At 57.2% G+C, this 19372-nt stretch carries 23 protein-coding genes, 1 tRNA gene and 1 pseudogene; 14 read left to right on the top strand and 11 right to left on the bottom strand.

What is annotated here, in order from left to right; genetic code table 11:
• The first annotated feature begins 203 nt into the window (after window positions 1-203).
• From F8N44_RS08175 to F8N44_RS31295, 5 genes are all read left to right on the top strand, one after another.
• Window positions 204-857, top strand: coding sequence for a PDDEXK nuclease domain-containing protein (locus tag F8N44_RS08175; protein ID WP_150649966.1), 654 nt, complete (start codon window positions 204-206; stop codon window positions 855-857).
• Between the two features lie 68 nt (window positions 858-925).
• Entirely contained in the window at window positions 926-1900 is a 975-nt protein-coding gene (locus tag F8N44_RS08170; protein ID WP_150649965.1) for an alpha/beta fold hydrolase, read from the top strand.
• 29 nt (window positions 1901-1929) lie between these two features.
• Window positions 1930-2343: a hypothetical protein gene (locus tag F8N44_RS08165; protein ID WP_008080543.1), complete on the top strand. Its 414-nt coding sequence runs from the start codon at window positions 1930-1932 to the stop codon at window positions 2341-2343.
• A gap of 6 nt (window positions 2344-2349) precedes the next feature.
• Window positions 2350-2802 (top strand): hypothetical protein, encoded by a 453-nt coding sequence (locus F8N44_RS08160; RefSeq protein ID WP_150649964.1) that lies wholly within the window; start codon window positions 2350-2352, stop codon window positions 2800-2802.
• A gap of 45 nt (window positions 2803-2847) precedes the next feature.
• Entirely contained in the window at window positions 2848-3018 is a 171-nt protein-coding gene (locus F8N44_RS31295; protein WP_191630875.1) for a hypothetical protein, read from the top strand.
• Window positions 3019-3117: 99 nt separating this feature from the next.
• On the opposite strand, the gene gabP is transcribed toward F8N44_RS31295, so the two are convergent.
• Complete coding sequence (gene gabP, locus F8N44_RS08155; protein ID WP_150649963.1) at window positions 3118-4509, bottom strand: GABA permease; 1392 nt, start codon at window positions 4507-4509, stop codon at window positions 3118-3120.
• Window positions 4510-5063: 554 nt separating this feature from the next.
• On the opposite strand from gabP, the gene F8N44_RS08150 reads away from it, so the two are divergent.
• From F8N44_RS08150 to F8N44_RS08120, 7 genes are all read left to right on the top strand, one after another.
• On the top strand, window positions 5064-5837 hold the full coding sequence (locus F8N44_RS08150) for an ABC transporter ATP-binding protein (protein WP_007909167.1): 774 nt from the start codon (window positions 5064-5066) through the stop codon (window positions 5835-5837).
• 13 nt (window positions 5838-5850) lie between these two features.
• Window positions 5851-6600 (top strand): ABC transporter substrate-binding protein, encoded by a 750-nt coding sequence (locus tag F8N44_RS08145; RefSeq protein WP_150649962.1) that lies wholly within the window; start codon window positions 5851-5853, stop codon window positions 6598-6600.
• Between the two features lie 78 nt (window positions 6601-6678).
• Entirely contained in the window at window positions 6679-7371 is a 693-nt protein-coding gene (locus F8N44_RS08140; RefSeq protein ID WP_007909165.1) for an ABC transporter permease, read from the top strand.
• The gene (locus F8N44_RS08135; protein ID WP_007909164.1) at window positions 7371-8060 is read left to right on the top strand and encodes an ABC transporter permease; all 690 of its coding nucleotides are present in this window, start codon (window positions 7371-7373) and stop codon (window positions 8058-8060) included. Before F8N44_RS08140 ends, F8N44_RS08135 begins: the two co-directional genes overlap by 1 nt.
• On the top strand, window positions 8041-9276 hold the full coding sequence (locus F8N44_RS08130; RefSeq protein WP_150649961.1) for a methyltransferase: 1236 nt from the start codon (window positions 8041-8043) through the stop codon (window positions 9274-9276). Before F8N44_RS08135 ends, F8N44_RS08130 begins: the two co-directional genes overlap by 20 nt.
• 342 nt (window positions 9277-9618) lie before the next feature.
• Window positions 9619-10455 carry an FkbM family methyltransferase gene (locus tag F8N44_RS08125; RefSeq protein ID WP_127925472.1) on the top strand — a complete coding sequence of 279 codons (837 nt, stop codon included), beginning with the start codon at window positions 9619-9621 and terminating at the stop codon, window positions 10453-10455.
• 76 nt (window positions 10456-10531) lie between these two features.
• Window positions 10532-10607: transfer RNA gene (locus tag F8N44_RS08120), tRNA-Thr, on the top strand.
• 319 nt (window positions 10608-10926) lie between these two features.
• Here the strand turns inward: F8N44_RS08120 and F8N44_RS08115 are convergent.
• A pseudogene (locus F8N44_RS08115) lies at window positions 10927-11037 on the bottom strand (transcriptional regulator); the annotation flags it as partial.
• Window positions 11038-11099: 62 nt separating this feature from the next.
• On the opposite strand from F8N44_RS08115, the gene F8N44_RS31655 reads away from it, so the two are divergent.
• The gene (locus F8N44_RS31655) at window positions 11100-11375 is read left to right on the top strand and encodes a DUF3077 domain-containing protein (RefSeq protein WP_224794750.1); all 276 of its coding nucleotides are present in this window, start codon (window positions 11100-11102) and stop codon (window positions 11373-11375) included.
• 42 nt (window positions 11376-11417) lie between these two features.
• Here F8N44_RS31655 and F8N44_RS08105 read toward each other — a convergent pair whose 3' ends face one another.
• The 3 genes from F8N44_RS08105 to F8N44_RS08095 form a co-directional block, all read right to left on the bottom strand.
• On the bottom strand, window positions 11418-12083 hold the full coding sequence (locus tag F8N44_RS08105) for an RES family NAD+ phosphorylase (protein ID WP_150650066.1): 666 nt from the start codon (window positions 12081-12083) through the stop codon (window positions 11418-11420).
• An 11-nt stretch (window positions 12084-12094) separates the two neighbouring features.
• The gene (locus F8N44_RS08100; protein WP_150649960.1) at window positions 12095-12502 is read right to left on the bottom strand and encodes an MbcA/ParS/Xre antitoxin family protein; all 408 of its coding nucleotides are present in this window, start codon (window positions 12500-12502) and stop codon (window positions 12095-12097) included.
• A gap of 255 nt (window positions 12503-12757) precedes the next feature.
• A complete protein-coding gene (locus F8N44_RS08095) occupies window positions 12758-13321 on the bottom strand; it encodes a PBECR2 nuclease fold domain-containing protein (protein ID WP_158013171.1) in 564 nt (187 codons plus the stop codon).
• A 449-nt stretch (window positions 13322-13770) separates the two neighbouring features.
• Between F8N44_RS08095 and F8N44_RS08090 the strand changes: the two genes are divergently transcribed.
• A complete protein-coding gene (locus tag F8N44_RS08090) occupies window positions 13771-14697 on the top strand; it encodes a LysR family transcriptional regulator (protein WP_008080520.1) in 927 nt (308 codons plus the stop codon).
• Here the strand turns inward: F8N44_RS08090 and F8N44_RS08085 are convergent.
• The 6 genes from F8N44_RS08085 to F8N44_RS08060 form a co-directional block, all read right to left on the bottom strand.
• Window positions 14614-14931 (bottom strand): AzlD domain-containing protein, encoded by a 318-nt coding sequence (locus F8N44_RS08085; protein ID WP_007909127.1) that lies wholly within the window; start codon window positions 14929-14931, stop codon window positions 14614-14616. The genes F8N44_RS08090 and F8N44_RS08085 overlap by 84 nt on opposite strands.
• Window positions 14910-15626: an AzlC family ABC transporter permease gene (locus F8N44_RS08080; protein ID WP_016986310.1), complete on the bottom strand. Its 717-nt coding sequence runs from the start codon at window positions 15624-15626 to the stop codon at window positions 14910-14912. Before F8N44_RS08080 ends, F8N44_RS08085 begins: the two co-directional genes overlap by 22 nt.
• Window positions 15623-16000, bottom strand: coding sequence for a GNAT family N-acetyltransferase (locus F8N44_RS08075; protein ID WP_042608609.1), 378 nt, complete (start codon window positions 15998-16000; stop codon window positions 15623-15625). Before F8N44_RS08075 ends, F8N44_RS08080 begins: the two co-directional genes overlap by 4 nt.
• Window positions 16001-16079: 79 nt before the next feature.
• Complete coding sequence (locus tag F8N44_RS08070) at window positions 16080-16826, bottom strand: 2OG-Fe dioxygenase family protein (protein ID WP_116029292.1); 747 nt, start codon at window positions 16824-16826, stop codon at window positions 16080-16082.
• Window positions 16827-17058: 232 nt separating this feature from the next.
• Entirely contained in the window at window positions 17059-18363 is a 1305-nt protein-coding gene (locus F8N44_RS08065) for an OprD family porin (protein ID WP_150649959.1), read from the bottom strand.
• 297 nt (window positions 18364-18660) lie between these two features.
• Window positions 18661-19329 (bottom strand): DsbA family protein, encoded by a 669-nt coding sequence (locus tag F8N44_RS08060; protein ID WP_150649958.1) that lies wholly within the window; start codon window positions 19327-19329, stop codon window positions 18661-18663.
• Window positions 19330-19372 lie beyond the last annotated feature (43 nt).

Genomic DNA, 19372 nt, shown 5'->3' with positions numbered 1-19372 from the left:
TATCGGAGTGGGTTTCAGATTGTTTGGAACTTGGCGCGTGTACGAAATGGACTACAGACCATTGCTCTCTGACGCAGCTTTCAATGGCAACGTCCTGCAACATCAAACCCTTCTTCCTTCCCATATCACCGGCTCGCCCGACATATCCACGCAGCGACTCTTGGCATGCTTTGACGCCCGTATCCAACGATGTGGAAGAGCCGATGAGCCCGCTAAAACCTGCTGACACGCAAGACCCGAAAATCGAATCGTTACTGGGGGAGTTGGGCGAACTGATTCGCCAGGCGCGGCAAAAAGTGCTGCGTGCGGTGGACACGATTCAAGTGCAGACCTGCTGGCAGATCGGCAGGCATATTGTCGAGTTTGAACAAGAGGGAGCCCTGCGTGCGGGCAAGGACAGGGAAGACGGTCTCGAACAAGCTCTGATCGACCATCTGCAGGGCTTTCTGCTTGAGCTGGGCAAAGGCTTTTCCTTTGTCGCCCGCCAACAACGTATCAGTACCGACGGCGTCGATCTGTACATCGATCTGGTGTTCTACAACTACCTGCTCAAATGCTTTGTGATCATTGATCTCAAACGCGGCAAGCTCAGCGCCCGCGATGTCGGACAGATGGACATGTATGTGCGCATGTACGACGAACTCATGTGCAGCGAGGGCGACAAGCCGACAGTCGGGATTATTCTGTCTGCCGAGAGCAACGACTCGGTGGCGCGCTACTCAATGCTCAAGGGCAATGAGCAACTGTTTGCCAGCAGTTACAAGACGATCCTACCGAGTGAAGACGAGTTACGCGCGGAACTCAATCGCGAGCAGGCGTTGATCGAAGAGCGGAGGCTCACTCAATCCACCGAGTAAAACTTGCGGATTGTTGCTGGGCGGCGCTGAGACTATCGTTGTCTGCTTACTCTTCAAGGTCGAGCGTCATGAGCTGTCAGGACACGCCCGCAAGGCAAGACATGCAGTCAGGGTCGCCAACCTTGACTGCTGAGCAAGGTGAGCCTTTCAAAGAAGCTGCCGCCGACGGTTTTGCACTTGGCGGTTTCACTTGGCGTCAGTTCTTGCCTGATAGCCAACGCCCGGTAGTGATCATCAGCGCCGCCACGTCGGTACGTTGCCGCCACTACTCGCGTTTCGCGGCTTATCTGTTCGCAAACGGCTTCGACGTGATGACCTACGACTACCGCGGCATCGGCGAATCACGATCCGCGTCGATCAAAGGCTTGAACGCCTCGTGGACAGATTGGGGCGCACTGGATTTCGAAGCGATGCTCAAACGCGCGCAACGAGAGTTTCCCGGTCAGCCGATTGATGTGGTCGGACACAGCTTTGGCGGTTGCGCGGCAGGTCTGGGCGAATCCGGGCGGGTTATCCGACGGTTGGTCACCGTCGGCGCGCAGTTCGCCTACTGGCGCGATTACGCCCCCGAGCATCGCTGGCGCATGTTCGGCAAATGGCATGTCGTGATGCCGTTGCTGACGCTGTTCTGCGGCTTCTTCCCCGGCAAACGACTCGGCTGGCTGGAGGACACGCCAGCGGGCGTTGTACGCGACTGGAGCAGGCCTGCCGCGCGTTACGAACGGCGCCCCAGTGGTCGCGCGCTGATGAAAAAGGCCAGCGCCCTGCCCTTCGCCAATGTCCGCGCACAAACTCTGGCGATCAGCATCAGCGACGATCCCTACGGCACGGTTTCAGCCATCGAACGCCTGCTCGGCTACTTCAGCAACGCGGCAAAAACCCACCTGCGCATCGAACCGCAGGACATCGACGAACAACAAGTCGGACATTTCGCCTTTTTTCGCAGCGCATACCAAGCCACACTATGGCCCATCGCTCTGACCTGGCTGCAAACCGGCGCACTGGCCCCCGATACACCCGGGCGGCAAGTCCCGCGCAGTTGAGCCCCTCTTAACGCACGACGGAACACATCATGGCCTCCGCCAACAAGCAGCAAAAACGCGCCACCCGGGCCAAAGCCAAGGCCAAGCAGAACCGCACCAAACGCGCCGAAGCGCCGGTCGAGCTGGACCCGAACGACGACCGCATCGACTTCGAATCGGTGGACCTGACCGAGCTGTTCAAGAAAATGATCGACGCCGAGAAGATCAGCCAGCAAGCGCTGTGCACCGCGTTCCTTGAGGACCCGTTGCTGGAGCTGGTTTACGAGCAGGAAGGCGAAGAAGGCGCGATGGATTTCATCCTCGCCGCGCTGATCGAGTATCGCCAGTGGTCGCAGGAAACCGACGAGGCCGGCGCCCTGGCGTGGATCGAATCGCCGGCCTTCCAGGCCGACTATGTGGCGGCGTCCGACGCAATCGCCGCGCAAACCCAACAGAAGAACTGAGTTCCCATGGCATCCCTGAACAAGCAACAGAAACGCGCCAAACGCGCCAAGGCCAAAGCCAAGCAAATCCGTATGGTCGGCCGCAAGCCGCTGGAGCAGGACGAAGACCTCGACCACCTCGCCGAGCCGATCCCGGAATACACCCTGGCGATGTTCAGCAAAATGCGCGACGCCGAAGCCGTCAGTCGCAACGAGATGCTGCTGACGCTGCTGCGCGAACTGGCGTTCATCATCGTTGATCATCCTGAACTGCTGGACATGGAAAACGCCGACAACGAAGGCATGGCCGCCACTCACCTGGCCGCCGACATGCTGATCGACTATCGCATGTGGGCCGAAGGCGTAACGATCGAAGAAGCCCAGGCCTGGCTGAGCGAACCGCAGTTCATCACCGATTTCGGGGTTGCGCTGGATGCTTATGGCAAGTCGGTTGAAGACGGCGAGCCCAAGGCCGAGTAATTTTTTGCGCTTCAGGCTCACGTATGGTCAAGAAAAGGACGTCAGATGAAGACAGCAGACTCACGCGAGGACGGGCAAATCCCGAAAGCAGAAGACTCAGCAGCAAACCTCGAGAGCGACCCTGTTAAATCTCTCAAGCAAACAGCTTGGGATGAATGGTTCGACGATGGAGAGAAATGCAGCGCAGACTTCATGCTCTCGCGAGAGCAAAGCTGATTCGGGTCTGAAGCGCAGAATATTTCGTCACCGGTAGCACAAACAAAAACGGCCGCTAGTCATCACTGACAGCGGCCGTTTTGCATTACGTGTTACGGATCAGTTCAACACCACTGCGCCACGTTTTTCCAGCTTGCGACGGCGTGCCACCAACAAACCGGCAGCCACCACCATCAGGCTCAGCAGACCAGTCGCAAGGATCTCCACGCGATGCGCTTCCTGGAACAGCATGATGGTCAGGGCCGCGACGATGAAGATGATCACCGCGTAGGTCAGGCCCGGGAACAGCCACATGCTGAAGACGATTTTCTCGCCGCGCGCCATGCGTTGTTTACGCATACGCAGTTGCGAGAAGGCGATTACCAGGTACACCAGCAGCGCGATAGCACCGGAGCTGGCCAGCAGGAATTCAAACACCGCCGCCGGGGCCACGTAGTTGGCGAAGGTGCACAGGAACGCTGCGCCGGTGGACAGCATGACCGCCCAGTAAGGCGTGCCGCTTTTGTTGGTACGGGTCGACATGGCCGGGGCATCGCCACGCTTGCCGAGGGAGAAGAGCATGCGCGACGAGGTGTACAGCGCCGAGTTCAGGCAGCTGGTCACCGCGACCAGCACCACGATGTCGACGATCATTTTCGCGTTAGGGATGCCCATGCGCTCAAGTACAGTCTGATAGGAACCGAGGTTGGCCAGCGTAGGATCGTTCCATGGCACCAGGGCCACAACGATGAAGATCGACACGAGGTAGAACAAGCCGATCCGCCAGATCACCGAGTTGGTGGCCTTGGAGATCTGTTTGCCCGGGTTTTTCGATTCCGCGGCCGCAATGGTCACGATTTCGGTACCCATGAAGGAGAACATGGTGGTCAGGATTGCACCCAGCACCGCGCCCATACCGTTTGGCAGGAAGCCGCCGCTGTCGAACAGGTGCGACACACCGCTGACCTGGCTGTTCGGCAGGAAGCCGAAGATCGCCGCCAGACCGAGGGCAATGAAGCCGATGATTGCCAGCACTTTGATCAGGGCAAACCAGAATTCGAACTCGCCGTAATTCTTTACGCTGAACAGGTTGGTGATGGTCAAGAGCATGGTGATAACCAGCGCGAAGGCCCAGATACCGACGTCTGGGAACCATGCGTGCAGGATGGTCGCAGCGGCGTTGGCTTCCAGCGGAATCACCAACACCCAGAACCACCAGTACAACCAGCCAATGGTGAAACCGGCCCAATGCCCGATGGCACGGTCGGCGTACGTCGAGAACGAACCGGTGTCCGGCGAGGCAACAGCCATTTCGCCGAGCATGCGCATCACCAACACCACCAGGGTACCGGCGGCAGCATAAGCCAGCAGCACGGCAGGGCCGGCGGCAGCGATGGCGTGGCCGGAGCCAACGAACAGACCGGCGCCGATGACACCGGCGATCGACAACATAGTCACATGACGCGGTTTGAGCCCCTGTTCGAGGCCATTGGAGCTTGGGGTACTGCTCATCGAAACTACCTTTGCAAGGAAAGCGATTCAGTCCGACCTGCCTGGTATGTTCTTTCTCGTAAAAAGAAACCAACAGGGCGTTCCGGATTCTGCACGCAATAAATGCGCCAAAATGTTTCAAAGTCTTCTGGCTCGGGGCTTTGCGCGCGACCGGACAGTCATCGCAAGTCCTTGAGATTAATGGCGATTCGCCAGAGCGTTACCCTGCGACTCACTTTCAGGACGAATTCGCGCACCAGAAACACACTGAAAAAGTGTGGGATGCACAATAAAAGGGCGAATCAGGAACGTTCGGCCGGATAGCGCTTCCAACACCCCGCCAAAGCTGGCAACATCGCGCCTTTTTTTACGCGACACCCACGGGTTTGCACGATCAAACACCCGTTCGGTTGTTGATGGGGCGACAGTCTGCTGTGCCGATGCGACAACCTGCCACATGCCACCCGTTAACCGCTCGTAGCGCTGTTGGCTGCCATTGAAACGCTATGCTAGCTTGGCCGCCTCGCCAGGAAGGCCATCCAACAGCAGGAGCGCAACATATATGAGGAACGCACATGGCTGAGGCCACGCCCGCGCTTGAAATCCGCAACTTGCACAAACGCTACGGACAGCTTGAGGTGCTCAAAGGCATCTCGCTGACCGCCCGCGACGGCGATGTGATCTCGATCCTCGGTTCCTCCGGTTCCGGCAAGTCCACGTTCCTGCGTTGCATCAACCTGCTGGAAAACCCGCACCAAGGCCAGATTCTGGTGGCCGGTGAAGAACTCAAGCTCAAGGCCGCCAAAAATGGCGAACTGGTTGCCGCCGATGGCAAGCAGATCAACCGCCTGCGCTCCGAGATTGGTTTTGTGTTTCAAAACTTTAATCTGTGGCCGCACATGAGCATCCTCGACAACATCATCGAGGCACCGCGTCGCGTGCTCGGCCAGAGCAAAGCGGAGGCGATCGAAGTCGCCGAAGCGCTGCTGGCCAAGGTCGGCATCGCCGACAAGCGCCACGCCTACCCGGCGCAATTGTCCGGTGGTCAGCAACAACGCGCGGCGATTGCCCGCACGCTGGCGATGCAGCCGAAGGTGATCCTGTTCGACGAGCCCACCTCGGCGCTTGACCCGGAAATGGTTCAGGAAGTACTTAGTGTCATCCGCGCACTGGCCGAAGAAGGCCGCACCATGCTGCTCGTGACCCACGAAATGGGTTTCGCCCGTCAGGTCTCCAGCGAAGTGGTGTTCCTTCACCAAGGCCTTATAGAAGAGCAAGGATCGCCTCAGCAGGTGTTCGAAAACCCGCTTTCGGCGCGCTGCAAACAATTCATGTCCAGCAACCGCTAACGGAGCAACATGCATGCAGAATTTTAAAAAGGTCTTCCTGGCCGCCACCGTCACCCTCGCGTTCAGCGCCGGTGCCATGGCCGAGACCCTGAAGATGGGCATCGAAGCGGCTTACCCGCCGTTCAACAATAAAGACGCCAGCGGCAACGTGGTCGGCTTCGACAAAGACATCGGCGACGCCCTGTGCGCGAAGATGAAAGTCGAATGCACCGTGGTCACTTCCGACTGGGACGGCATCATTCCGGCCCTGAACGCGAAGAAGTTCGACTTCCTGATCTCCTCGCTGTCGATCACCGACGAGCGCAAAGGCGCGGTCGACTTCACCGACCCGTACTACTCGAACAAGCTGCAGTTCATCGCACCGAAAAACGTCGACTTCAAAACCGACAAGGACTCGCTGAAAGGCAAGACCATCGGGACACAGCGTGCGACCCTGGCCGGGACCTGGCTGGATGACACCTACGGCAGCGATCTCAGCGTCAAACTCTATGACACCCAGGAAAACGCCTACCTCGACCTGACCTCCGGTCGTGTCGACGCGATCCTCGCCGACAAGTATGCCAACTATGACTGGCTGAAAAGCGACGCTGGCAAGAACTACGAGTTCAAAGGTGACCCTGTTGTAGAAAGCGACAAGATCGGCATCGCTGTGCGTAAAGGCGATCCCCTGCGTGAGAAGTTGAACGCCGCCCTGAAGGAAATCGTCGCAGACGGTACCTACAAGAAGATCAACGACAAGTACTTCCCGTTCAGCATCTACTGATCCTGACCTGTGGGACTGGCGCCGTGATGCAACGGCGCCGGCTCCCGACTTTGCCTGCCGCAATTTGAACAGAATTCCATGATTATCGACCTCTACGGATTCGGCCCGGCCCTCGCTGCCGGCGCGCTGATGACCGTCCAACTGGCTCTCACCGCCCTGTGCCTGGGACTGGTGCTCGGCCTGCTCGGCGCCTTGGCCAAGACTTCCCCGTACAAGCCGCTGCAATGGCTTGGCGGCACCTATTCGACCCTGGTGCGCGGCGTCCCGGAATTGCTCTGGGTGCTGTTGATCTACTTCGGTACGGTCAACCTGATGCGCGCCCTCGGTGAATTCTTCGGCAACCCCGACCTGCAACTCAACGCCTTCGCCGCCGGCGTGATCGCACTCGGCCTGTGCTTCGGCGCCTACGCCACGGAAGTGTTCCGTGGTGCAATCCTCGCCATTCCCAAAGGCCACCGTGAGGCCGGCCAGGCCCTGGGCCTGTCGAAATGGCGGATCTTCACCCGGTTGATCATGCCGCAGATGTGGCGCATCGCCCTGCCCGGCCTGGGCAATCTGTTCATGATCCTGATGAAAGACACCGCACTGGTCTCGGTGATCGGCCTGGAAGAAATCATGCGTCACGCGCAAATCGGCGTGACCGTGTCGAAACAACCGTTCACTTTCTATATGGTCGCCGCGATCATGTACCTGGGCCTGACCGTGCTGGCGATGACCGGCATGCACTTCCTGGAAAAACGCGCCGCTCGCGGCTTTGCGAGGAGCGCTTAATGAACTGGGAAGTGATCATCAAGTGGCTGCCGAAACTGGCACAGGGCGCGACCCTGACCCTGGAACTGGTGGCCATCGCTGTAATCGCCGGTCTGCTGCTGGCGATTCCGCTGGGCATCGCCCGCTCTTCGAAGCTGTGGTACGTGCGCTCGCTGCCCTACGCTTACATCTTCTTTTTCCGTGGCACGCCGTTGCTGGTTCAACTGTTCCTGGTCTATTACGGCCTGGCGCAGTTCGATGCGGTGCGGGAAAGCGCATTGTGGCCGTACCTGCGCGATCCGTTCTGGTGCGCAACGGTAACCATGACCCTGCACACGGCGGCGTACATCGCCGAGATCTTGCGCGGGGCGATTCAGGCGATTCCGCCGGGCGAGATCGAAGCGGCGCGAGCCTTGGGCATGTCCAAGCCAAAAGCGATGTTCTACATCATCCTCCCGCGTGCTGCGCGCATCGGCCTGCCGGCGTACAGCAACGAAGTGATCCTGATGCTCAAGGCCAGTGCGCTGGCCAGCACCGTGACTTTGCTGGAACTGACCGGCATGGCACGCACGATCATCGCCCGCACCTATCTGCCGGTGGAAATCTTCTTCGCTGCTGGCGTGTTCTATCTGCTGATGGCTTACGTTCTCGTACGCGGCTTCAAGCTGCTGGAGCGCTGGCTGCGCGTCGATGCCTGCCAAGGGCGCTGACATTTCCCACGTGCTGACGGGCGAGGACTTACTCGCCCGCTTCACGGCGCTGGACACATTTCTCACAACGCATCAGGCGTTGTGGAAACCTCGACCGTTCACTCATCTTTCGCTTGATTGGGAAGCGTCCTACCCGGAACTGGCCTTGTGGCTGCGCGGACGGTCGCTGGAAGACGCGGAAAGTGCTCACAACCAACCTGCTGATCTTGTCGATGCGCCGGAGCCGTTCGCTTCATTGGCGGCGTTGTCGGCTGAGTTGAGCGCGGTCGGTGAGCTACCGGAACACGCGCTCGAAGCCGCCGGACATCGATTGAATGTCGACGTGCCTGGACGCAAGTGGCAGCAGATCGAGGCGTTTGCCAGTCGTTTGTCTTTCGCCTCGCAGCCGACGCATTGGCTGGACTGGTGTTCGGGCAAGGGGCATTTGGGACGACGCTTGTTGGGCGGGGGGCAGCAACTGACTTGCGTTGAATACGATCCTTTATTGGTCGCCAGCGGGCAGGCGTTGAGTCAGCTTCATCAGTTGCACGCTTTGCACGTGGAACAGGATGTACTGGCGGCGGACGCCTCAGCCGTATTGAACGCCGCTCACACGCCCGTCGCTCTCCATGCCTGCGGTGATCTTCATGTGCGCTTGATGCAACTGGCCAGCGCTGCCGGATGCCAACAAATGGCGATCGCACCTTGTTGCTACAACCGCATCCGCCGCAGCGAATATCAGGCATTGTCCCGTGCCGGCTCGCGATCACTCCTACAGCTCTCGCTGGAAGATCTGGCGCTACCGATGAGCGAAACCGTCACCGCCGGTGCACGCGTCCGACGTCAGCGCGACATTTCCATGGCCCGCCGCCTGGCTTTCGACCTGCTGCAACGCCAAGTGCGCGGCGTCGACGAATACCTGCCGACGCCATCTCTGCCCAGTGCCTGGCTGGATAAACCGTTCGCCGATTACTGTCGCGATCTGGCCGCACTCAAAGAGTTATCCACAATCGGCTCGCCAGATTGGTCAGCATTGGAAGCGGCCGGTTGGCAGCGGTTGGCCGAAGTTCGCAACCTGGAATTGCTCCGAGGATTGTTCCGACGGCCACTGGAGCTTTGGCTGAATCTGGACCGAGCCGTTTTTCTGGAAGAACAAGGCTACGCTGTACGTCTCGGCACTTTTTGCGCAGCCCCACTCACACCCCGTAATTTGCTGCTATTGGCCGAACGCGCTTAAACGCTCCAACCTGTGGATAACTCTGTTGATGGATTTCCCATGGATCCAATATCCACGCCTGTTACGAGCCCTTAACAGCACTGGTCATTTTTTGTTCATATAAATAAAAAACCTGTAAAACAGGGATTTGCGAACAAATTGAGAATGCGTCCACAAAATCCCCCGCAGGCGCCCCGATGCAGCTTCCCGTTGTGCATAAGCTTCAGATCGAAATGACATAACCGCCGAATGACGGACTGTTTCAGGAGTAAATTGCGCCCACCCTCCGCCCTTGCTATACAAGCTCACACCGGGCAGGCAGCACTGCAACCAATAAGAACAAACCACTGACAGGGAGCGACCGTGACGTTCATTTCATATGCACAGAATTTCGAAGACATCCGCCTGTGGCGCGCACTCAAATTCTTTGAAAACGGCTTCTACATCGACGTCGGCGCCAACGATCCAATCCATGATTCAGTGACGAAGGCCTTTTATGATCGCGGCTGGAGCGGCATCAACATCGAGCCGATGCAAAGCTTCCACGACGCCCTGGTCCAGCAACGCCCACGCGATACCATTCTGCAATGCATCGCCAGCGATGCGCCCGGGGAAATCACCTTCTATGGTATTCCCGGAACCGGCCTGTCCACCGCCGACCCGGTGATCGCTCAAGAGCGCAAGGAGCGTGGCCTGGAGGTGCAGAGCCTGACCGTAAAGGCCCGCACGTTGACCTCGATCTGCGAAGAACACGCCGCCGACCGCCCCATCCATTTCCTCAAAATAGACGTCGAAGGCCACGAAGAAACCGTGTTGCGCGGCATGGACTTCAGTCGCTTCCGCCCGTGGCTTATCCTTATCGAAACCCCGTTCGAACGTGACCACACCTGGGAACACCTGGTCACCGACGCCGGCTACCAGAACGTCTGCTTCGACGGCCTCAATAGCTATTTTCTCGCCGACGAACACCTGAACCTCAAACCGGCCTTCGACATGCCGCCCTGCCAGCTCGACAACTTCCAGCTGTGCCTGGGCCACCCTTTCGCCCACCCCGTCAGCCCCAGCGAAGCCGACGCCCTGGCCCAAATCAGCGCCGCCACACAACGCGCCGAACGCGCCGAAGCGCAACTCCACGCCATGCAGAACAATCGCGCCTGGCGTGCTCTGCAGAAACTGCATAACGTGCTGCGCCGGGCATGATCCGGCCTCCCGCAAAAATAGTCTGAATTCAGGGGTTTACAGAAACCACCCAATCGCTATAATCGTCGCCCACAACGCCGGTATAGCTCAGATGGTAGAGCAACTGACTTGTAATCAGTAGGTCCCGGGTTCGATTCCTGGTGCCGGCACCATACAAACGAAGCCCCTGCAGAAATGCAGGGGCTTTGTTGTTTCTGGGGTGTTTATATTTTTGGCAGCGTTTCTGCTTCGGTAGAAATAGCGCCTCCTTTCCTCGCATGTCGATCTACTCGCCTGACGTCCTTCCCTCAGAAAGCACCACTCCCTAAGCTCAAATTTCCGTCTTTATGCCAAATTATGAACTGGCAATAATTATGACGTGCCCATAAAAATGTGTAATAGCTTAAACAGCTTTTCTCAGTGTCCTTAACTGGCGGACTCAATGGAAATCAGGCTTCCCAATCCAATATCGCTTGGCGCTTCGACGCTCGGTTCTTCCGCCGCAGAAAACGGTACGTGGGTTACGCGCGCGGCCTCACCGGCCTTCATCTGATGTACAGACTCCAGTAAGTCCTGCTGGAATTGCTCCAGTTCATCGACCATCGCTGATCTCCTCGTTTTATTGCTTGGAAAAGGCTAAGGACAAGCCATGACCGACAAAACGCATGGCACGAAATCCTGAGAAATTTGTTGTAACGAGAAGCCAAGCAAAGCCACTACTAGCCACGATTGTGCATCGGCTCTCCCTCAAGCAACCGTCCAGTTCGTCACTGCCAATTCAGCGACCGGGCCTGAGAGGATTACTCACTACGGACACTTCAGTCTCGCGCGACCCTGATCTTCACGCTTATGCCTCGCAGTATTTGCAGGAATTGAGCAAAGCGCTGATCGATGATGTAGTGAAAGTGATGGATGCGCCGCCGGACAAGCCGTTGATGTAAACGCCGGTGTCAGGCCCTCGCCGATGCGAGAGCTTTTGCGTTTCAGACCTGACTGATCTCAAGCACAAACGAAATCTTCTGCTGACTCGCACTCCACACATACCGCAAATGCTTGCCCTGTTTCGGAATCGATACAGCTGGAGGTCGAAACGCGGCGACACATTCATGGCCCGGCAGGCGAACGCTGTTGTAGAGCAGACCCCACGACTCGATTTCGCGCAGTTGACGGGCGAATAGCTGAGACGGCCCATAAGCCTCCGGATCCGGATTGTGTAGCTCGGGGTGATCGTGACGAATGTCGTGTAACGCTTTAACCACCCGATTGACGTAAGTCCGCATGGTCAACTCAAGATCCGCTTCCTGGGTTGCCGCAAGAAATCGCTCCTGGTGATAACAGGTCTCGGCGATGGCTGCTGCCTGGCTGCTCGCAGCGTAGTAAACGCCGAAGGTACCGTCGCAGAATCGACTGCGTTTGCCGATGTGGGTAAACGCAGCCATCACCGGAGTCGAGCCGGGGCCGGAGAGTCGGTCTTCGGTTCTCACACGGGCGAGAACCCCGGCCTGTTCGATCAGGCGATCGTTGGTCAGCGCTTCCAGCGCGTAGGCAACTTCCAGGTCTTCGGGATCGAGCACATCTTCGAACAGCGCAATCGGCGGGAAGCTGCTGTTGACGATCCGGTAGGCTCGCGGCCATTGCACATCCACCAAATCAGGCACTTTCAACCGCGCACCCCGTCGAGGTAGCGGCGAACGTCGGCGATATCGATCACGCGCCCAGCCAGCATGTAATCCAGCGCCGTTTGCCCATTGAACGGCGCCGCCGTGTTCGGGCTGCTGACCCACGTGTAGGCGCGTTCACGGCTATTGCTGAAGATGATGCTCAGCGCCTTGTGAATACCCATCAGATAGGAGATCCGCTCAAGGGTGTCGTTAGGCAGACGTATGTTCGGCAGGTGTTTGTATTTGTAGAACGTGGTGTTACCGACACCGCCCAGCAATGTGCGTTGCTGCTCAGCGCTGCAGCCCCAACGCTCCATGAGGTTGAAGAAGAACTTCAGCGCGACGCGGCCGGCTTCGGGGGCGTCGAGTTGTTCGCGTGGGGTGAGGGCTGGAGGTGAAGTAGGCATCAGATCGTTACCAACTCGTTATGTGACACATCAAGATTAGTACACATATGAACCAAGCCAATAAAGTTCTTCATATGCGGATACCTATTATCTATTTTCCGTTTGACTTGCCAATACGCCTGACAGAGAATCGGCCCCAAGAGCGCGAAACCGACTGCCTTCAGGTGGTAATAGTCGGCGTTAGGAACCCCGTTGATGACCTGAATATCAGCGCTCGGGTGAGACCTCTTCTCCCCTGCTTGAGGGAGCACAATATCAAGCGCCCACCTCAGAAAAAGCAGCCTCTTCAGGCTGCTTTTTTTGTTTGGCGCTTTGGAAACGCTGATACACCAGCATCCCGTGGCGATGCTTATTCAAGGCTTTCTTGTCGCAGTTCATGAAATTCCAGAGAGAGTGTCCATAGTCAGCGTGGATCACCACAAGCATCTGATATTTCGTGTTGTACGCACCGATAAATGCCAGTCGTATCGAACCGTCATCGTAGGAAATTTGCCAGATTTCCAACGGATTCTGAACGGTATCCAATGCAAACTCGGTGAATCGCTCTCGCGCATTGGGCCTTTTTTCCACGATATGTAATAGATATTCGCGTCTGACAGTGACTGCGACGTAAGGCGTTTGTATAACGGAATAACTCTTGCCTTCCGACAACCCAAACCCCAACGCAACCTGCTCCCAAGCCAATTCCAAACTTGTAGCACCAGGAATTTCTCGAGCATTCGAATTCAATAACCTCACTTCTATATCGCGTATGTCCGGTAAACCAAGGGATTTCCAGTTGGTTTGATTGGGAGTAGCGCGCTTTCCTGGCAAATTCATTGGTACCCCACCCGGTCGCGCCTTCGCTAGGCGGAAATATCCTTAATTCCAATAGATTCGGCCTTAACAAAATCCTCGAAGTAACAAGTCCATATTTCGCTGGGTTTTGGCGGCGGGGTAAATCAGCTACATCCTCGTTTGCAATCGGACGCTTCTGGTATCGGGAAGGATTGCTGCCGAACGAATGTGGGAAAAATCGCCACAGCTATTAGATTCCAAACGAAAAAAAGTGCCCGGACCCTTCAATCCGGGCACTTTTTTTGACCCCCATCACCCCCACGTCACCAAAAACCCCGATCCTGTGTCAGCCTCCAGCCATCGGCGAGGACATCAATTCGCTACTAAACCCGCGACAACTATGCTCAGGTACAGGAATATAGCCAGCATATGGCGCCTGACCGGCAGTCTCGTAAACAACAATACCCAGCCCACTTCAGAGGGCATTACCCATGGATAGCAGAACCTTACGCAACCTCATGCGCATCGTGCAGACCGGCTCATTGTCGGCCGCAGCCGAGCATTCGTGCCTGACTGTGCAGGCGTTGGCCGCGCAGTTGAACAAGGTCGAAGAGCAGTTCGGTTTCCGCTTGTTTCGACGTTCCAACAAAGGGCTCACGCTGACGCCGCAAGGCACTGAGCTGACGCCCTATATGGACAAAGTGCTGATTGCCACGCGACAGATGGAAGAAAAAGTCGAGGCGCTGAAAGTGCCGGGCCAGCGCACGTTGAAGGTTGCGTTGAACAACACCTTGTCGCCGGACTTCAACCGGCGAATGATCGGACGCCTGATCGAGGTGTTTCCCGATTATCAGATGGAATTCAGCTACGCCGAGTCGATGGAAAACCTCAGCAAGCTGAAAAATGAGGACTTTGATCTTGCGGTGCTGATCGGTCCGCAGCGGCCGGGTTTGCCGAGCATCGTCCTGCCCGATGTGCAGGTGCAGGTGGTCGGTGCACATTGCGGCCAGGAGAACGATCCGCTGACGTTGCTGGGCAATAAGTTTCAGGTACGTCCTGCGGAAGATTGTCCGTATTCCCACAGCTTTTTGCGCTTTCTCGACGCTGGGCTGGGCAATCACGAGAACGGCCAGCGCATGGTCTATTCGTGCAGTGAAACGTTGACGCTGTCGCTGATCACGCAGATGGATGCGGTCGGCATGGTCTCCCGTGAGGCCGCGCAGAAGAACGGTCTGACGATTTTCCCCGGGTTCGAGGATTTCCTCGAAGTACGCCTGGCGGTGAACAATCCGGAGTTGTCGAGCCAGGCGCTGAGCGACGTTGTCGATCTGCCGTTACATGAACGAGCCGAGCGCAATGTACGCAGCCGTCCCAACCGCCACACTGAGAAAGAGGTTTTTGCTGAAATACGCACATAACAACGTCGGAATTGCGGCATAGAATTCCGGGCGATCGAGCTGTATGTGCTGATCCTTGATCAACAGGGGTGTCAGGCTGATCGCAGCGACGATCGCCACCGGCAGGTATTCCAGCGCTCGCGCAATAAACGGCGGCCAGTGCTCGGTGTTGACTTGCAGTGGCAAGGCGCGTGGCAGAAAGGTCACGGCCATCATCAGCGCAACCACCAGAATCAGGAACGTTTGGTCAGGCATACACCCACTCCGCAGCCCACAAACGTGGCGATAAACACATTGAACGGCGAGCTACCGACGAGGCTCAGCGCGCCCATGCACAGCACCGCAGCCCCGGCGGCGATGAGTTTGTTGCGCGTATTGCACAGCGACACCAGCACGTAGAGCATCATCGCCGTCAGTGCGTAGTCGAGCTGATATTTGATCAGGTGCGCCGCGTACTGCGCGCAGACCGCGCCGAGCAAACCGCCAAGCACCCACGAGGTGTGGCAGAACAGGTTGAAGCCGATCAAATAGCGCACATTGACTGGCGCGCCAGTGCCGAGTTTGACGCTGTGGAACGCGAAGGATTCATCGGTCAGACCACCGGCATAAGCCCAGCGCTCCATGCGGCTCAAACCGAGTGCGCGCAGGGCCTTGGCCATATAAACCGACATCAACATGTGTCGCGCGTTGATCAGGAACGTGGTCAGCACAATGGTGGTCAGCGAAGCGCCGCTGGAGATCAGCGCCAACGCGGCGAATTGCGATGCGCCGGCATACACAAACAAGCACATCGCCACCGGCAGCCACATCGGCAACCCGGCGTTGACGGCCATCAGCCCGAACACGAATGACACCGTGAAATACCCGGCGACCACCGGGCTGGCTTCGGCAAACGTGCGCGATGGCTGATGGGCAGCCATCAACGGCGCACTGCCGGACGTTTCATTCATAGATCCCTCTCAAATGTCCGTTCGCCATGAGGCTCGCAAAAACCCTGGGCGGTCCAAAAACGCTTGCCCGCGAGGTTAGCATCGTCGACGAACAGAAACATCCGCAACACTCCGACCCGTTTCATATCGGATGAGGCCGCTTCAACCAGCCGTTGACCGACACCCTGACTGCGATAGCGCGGGCTGACTGCCAGATGATTGATGGTGCCGCGACTGCCGAGCATGCCGCCCAGCACTGCGCCGACGATTTCGCCGTCCACATCGAAGGCGAGATACGCCGTGGTGGTTTTCTGGATCAGCACGCCGCGCAGGCACTTGGCGTCCTGCCATTCGCAGAAGGACACTTCGTCGAACTGGCGGAAGAAGCGCTCCATGCGCTGCGCATCCTTGGCCGTGGCGCGTCGCAGCACCACCGGCGTCGAGCACTCGACGCCGTCGATTGGGGTGATCTGATTAGCGAACAATGTCGAAAGCGGTCCCGGGCCGCGAGAAGGAAATCGCCAGAATCTGCCGATACGCCATGGCATGGGTGTGATTGTTGCGCGCTGGCGTCACGTAGTGGCGCATGTCGCGGTCGAGAAAGTAAGTGGTGTCGAGAATTTCCTGGTAGGTGGTCGACGCCAATTGGTGCTCGTGGATGTCGTACAGACGACTCTCCGCGCCCTCGACATTGTTGCGGCCCCAGAAGTGCACACCACTGAATGGATAGCCATCGCAGTGGATCCCTTCCGGAGTGATTTCCAACTGCTTGCCGGGTTTGATCTCGATGCGGATCTGATGGATCTGGCACTGCCAGATTTCATCGTGCAGCTCTTCCGGCAGTACGCTTTTGTACACTTCAAAATCGGTGTCGATCAGGCTGCGCATCACCGGCGAAGTAATCACTTCATCGGAAAAGTCCTGAAAGTGCCGCACCAGGCCGCCGACATAGGCGTTGTTTTCCTTGGATTGCACATAGGCGCGATGTTCGAGTTGCTTCAACTCGCGCGTCTTCGGGTTGTACTCAAAGTCGCTGTAACGACGGTAACGCATGCCGGCTTCGGCCTGACCGTAGTAACTGTCAGGCTCCATGTTTTCCCAACTTTTGGTCAGTCTGACGAAGTCGGCAAAATGACCGTAGAGATTGAAGTCACCACCCTGGACGTTGACATATTTGTCGCGCCGTAGCGATTCGCCCACTTCTCTGTTCAAAACGATCATTACCAAATTCTCCGCTGCGTTGAGCGGCCTAATCTATTAGGTGGAGAATTTGCGTCCATGAGAAAGAATTTCAGGCATTTAAAGCCCTGTTTGAAACGGCGTTTGCAGTCACCTGAAAACAACTTTTACATGACAAAAACACCGGTTTTTTCCGGTTTCCATCGAAAAACCGTCGAAAAAAAACCCCGAACCAGTCGGGGTTTTTCTCATGTTTCTTACACTTGATCAGGCATCAGAAGATGTTGATCGGATAATCCACGAATACACGCAGTTCGTTACCGCTGACGTTGTACTCGCTGGATTTCTGCGAAACACGCAGGATCGAGCTGCGCAGCTTCACGCTCAGGTCTTTGGCCGGGCCAGACTGCACGACGTATTTGAACTGATTGAAGATCTCGCGCTCGGTGCCGCCTTCGCTGGTAGACGTGGTGATGTTGTCGCCACGCACGTAGGCAAAGTTGTAGCTCAGACCCGGCACGCCGAATGCGCCGAAGTCGAGGCCGTAGCCCAATTGCCAGCTACGTTCGTCTTCAGCGTTGAAGTCGGACCAGTAGGAGTTGGCCAGGTAGATGGAGTTACCGCCATCGCCGACACGGTGTTGATCTTTCTGGTAACCGCCATAGGCGTAGCCCAGGTTGCTGTCGCCGGTGGAACGCTGGTGCGCCACGGTGAACGAGTGCGGGCCAGTGGCGAATGTCGCGGCCAAGCTCCAGATCTTGTTGTCGCGGCCGGTCACGATGCTTTCACCGGGAATGGTGTTTTCGCGAACGTACGAGCTGTCGAGCTTGGTGCGGTAACCGTTGAAGTCCAGGGTCAGCGACTGATCCTTGTTGAACGGCAACACGTAGTTGGCGTTCACGTATTGTTTCTTCAATACGTCTTCGACGTCGGAAGCGTACAACGCGCCTTTGAAGTTCTCGGTGAACTGGTAGCTACCGCCCAACACGTTGATCGACTTCAGACCACCGCTGTCACGGCCTTCGTCGCTCTTGCGCGATTCGGCGGTGAAACGACCGGCGTTCAGTTCCAGACCTTTGATCTCTTTGGAAGTGATCAGGGTACCGGTGTAGCTTTCCGGCAGCAGACGCACATTGTCGTAGCTCAGCACCGGCAGGGCCGGCATCTGGTCGCCGTAGGTCAACACGGTGTTGGAGAAGCGGAACTTCACCGCTGCACCGCCCTTCGCTATGTCATGGTTCGCGCGACCGTCATTTTCTTGCTTGAAGAAATCGATACCACCGGCGCCGCTGCGGCCCTTGCCGCCGTCCAGACGCAGTGCGTACAGACCGAAAGCGTCGACACCGACACCCACGGTGCCTTGGGTGAAGCCGGACGAAAACGTACCGATGGCCGCTTGGCCCCACTCGGCCTTGTCTTTGTTGCCGTCTTTGTAATCCCGATTGATGTAGGCATTGCGCAGCAGCACTTTGAGGCTGCTGTCTTCTACAAAACCCTTGGACTCGGCCTGGTCGTTAGCCATGGCCTGAGTGGCGCTCAACATCCCCAGTGCGATCAGACTGATTCGCTTGTTCAACATTTTGTTTTCCTTATTACGGGTTGAAACGCGCTGTGTCGAACGGCGGAAACGGCGCTTTTGCACTCTTTTATTCACCCCGAAACAAAAAGGCCCGCCCACGATAATGTGATGGCGGGCCTGCTCCTTATTTTGATTCATGGCGGTTGGCCACAGGCGTTGGGCCGAATCGTAGCCGCGCCCTGAACAATGTGTCAATTTCAAGAATCGTCTTTAAATAGGTAAAAATCGTCTAAGAAACGTAAATTTTGCGCTGACTCCTTGCTGGGAAATGCTTGCAGCCAGTGAATCCAGTGCGTATCACGCACAGCCGTCGATAGCACAAAGTGCAGAGGCTTTACCTGGCTCATCGAGGACGATGGCTTGTCTCAACCAATCGGCAAAAGCCTGCGGCTTGCCCAGCCAGGGACTGATGTCGACCAACTGGAATGTGCCGTCCTGCTCTAGAGCCATGGTCGGAAAACCCTGACCGCCCAATTGCGCCAGAAACCGGCGACTGGCTTTTATATGGCTCTCGCTGTCAACGGACTCCAGCGCAATGTGGAAATCTTCCTGCGCATAGCCCATCTGCATCGCCAACTCCAACAGCACGGCTGAATCGGCAATGCGTCGCCCTTCCACATAGTGCGCCGTCTGCAACCGCCCCAGCAGGCGCAAACCGCCGACGTCGATGGCTTCAGCCGCCATGACCGCAGCAATCGGTGGCGTCGAATCGAACACCGCTGAGTGATCGCGCAGTAAACAGTCGAAATACGCCTCGCCAAAAGGCTGGCCGGTGTATTCGGCAATGCGCCTGTCGTGGGGCATGACGTAATTGCGCAGTTGTGGAGAAACCCGTTGGCGATTGGCACCACTCATCATGCCCCCGGCATGGGCGACCACTGGCAACACAGCCTGCGCCGCTTCAACCAGCGGCTTGGCGCCATAACACCAGCCACACAACGGGTCGTAGATGTAATGAAGAATCATGGGGAAAACTCCGGCAAAAGTAAGGGAAATCGATGGCGGCAGA

This window comes from Pseudomonas fluorescens (genome assembly GCF_902497745.1).
Lineage (GTDB): Bacteria > Pseudomonadota > Gammaproteobacteria > Pseudomonadales > Pseudomonadaceae > Aquipseudomonas > Aquipseudomonas fluorescens_BM.
Note: the sequence above shows the minus strand (reverse complement) of the source record. Positions and strands in the feature narration are given on the sequence as shown.

What these genes read in the sequence shown, in the direction of transcription:
- F8N44_RS08075 (WP_042608609.1), bottom strand. Translation starts at nt 16,000, where the DNA reads ATGGAGCGCTTCTTCCGCCAGTTCGACGAAGTGTCCTTCTGCGAATGG.
- F8N44_RS08065 (WP_150649959.1), bottom strand. Translation starts at nt 18,363, where the DNA reads ATGTTGAACAAGCGAATCAGTCTGATCGCACTGGGGATGTTGAGCGCC.
- gabP (WP_150649963.1), bottom strand. Translation starts at nt 4,509, where the DNA reads ATGAGCAGTACCCCAAGCTCCAATGGCCTCGAACAGGGGCTCAAACCG.
- F8N44_RS08150 (WP_007909167.1), top strand. Translation starts at nt 5,064, where the DNA reads ATGGCTGAGGCCACGCCCGCGCTTGAAATCCGCAACTTGCACAAACGC.
- F8N44_RS31655 (WP_224794750.1), top strand. Translation starts at nt 11,100, where the DNA reads ATGGCACGAAATCCTGAGAAATTTGTTGTAACGAGAAGCCAAGCAAAG.
- F8N44_RS08095 (WP_158013171.1), bottom strand. Translation starts at nt 13,321, where the DNA reads ATGAATTTGCCAGGAAAGCGCGCTACTCCCAATCAAACCAACTGGAAA.
- F8N44_RS08085 (WP_007909127.1), bottom strand. Translation starts at nt 14,931, where the DNA reads ATGCCTGACCAAACGTTCCTGATTCTGGTGGTTGCGCTGATGATGGCC.
- F8N44_RS08100 (WP_150649960.1), bottom strand. Translation starts at nt 12,502, where the DNA reads ATGCCTACTTCACCTCCAGCCCTCACCCCACGCGAACAACTCGACGCC.
- F8N44_RS08090 (WP_008080520.1), top strand. Translation starts at nt 13,771, where the DNA reads ATGGATAGCAGAACCTTACGCAACCTCATGCGCATCGTGCAGACCGGC.
- F8N44_RS31295 (WP_191630875.1), top strand. Translation starts at nt 2,848, where the DNA reads ATGAAGACAGCAGACTCACGCGAGGACGGGCAAATCCCGAAAGCAGAA.
- F8N44_RS08060 (WP_150649958.1), bottom strand. Translation starts at nt 19,329, where the DNA reads ATGATTCTTCATTACATCTACGACCCGTTGTGTGGCTGGTGTTATGGC.
- F8N44_RS08080 (WP_016986310.1), bottom strand. Translation starts at nt 15,626, where the DNA reads ATGAATGAAACGTCCGGCAGTGCGCCGTTGATGGCTGCCCATCAGCCA.
- F8N44_RS08130 (WP_150649961.1), top strand. Translation starts at nt 8,041, where the DNA reads ATGCCTGCCAAGGGCGCTGACATTTCCCACGTGCTGACGGGCGAGGAC.
- F8N44_RS08175 (WP_150649966.1), top strand. Translation starts at nt 204, where the DNA reads ATGAGCCCGCTAAAACCTGCTGACACGCAAGACCCGAAAATCGAATCG.
- F8N44_RS08140 (WP_007909165.1), top strand. Translation starts at nt 6,679, where the DNA reads ATGATTATCGACCTCTACGGATTCGGCCCGGCCCTCGCTGCCGGCGCG.
- F8N44_RS08165 (WP_008080543.1), top strand. Translation starts at nt 1,930, where the DNA reads ATGGCCTCCGCCAACAAGCAGCAAAAACGCGCCACCCGGGCCAAAGCC.
- F8N44_RS08070 (WP_116029292.1), bottom strand. Translation starts at nt 16,826, where the DNA reads ATGATCGTTTTGAACAGAGAAGTGGGCGAATCGCTACGGCGCGACAAA.
- F8N44_RS08160 (WP_150649964.1), top strand. Translation starts at nt 2,350, where the DNA reads ATGGCATCCCTGAACAAGCAACAGAAACGCGCCAAACGCGCCAAGGCC.
- F8N44_RS08145 (WP_150649962.1), top strand. Translation starts at nt 5,851, where the DNA reads ATGCAGAATTTTAAAAAGGTCTTCCTGGCCGCCACCGTCACCCTCGCG.
- F8N44_RS08135 (WP_007909164.1), top strand. Translation starts at nt 7,371, where the DNA reads ATGAACTGGGAAGTGATCATCAAGTGGCTGCCGAAACTGGCACAGGGC.
- F8N44_RS08170 (WP_150649965.1), top strand. Translation starts at nt 926, where the DNA reads ATGAGCTGTCAGGACACGCCCGCAAGGCAAGACATGCAGTCAGGGTCG.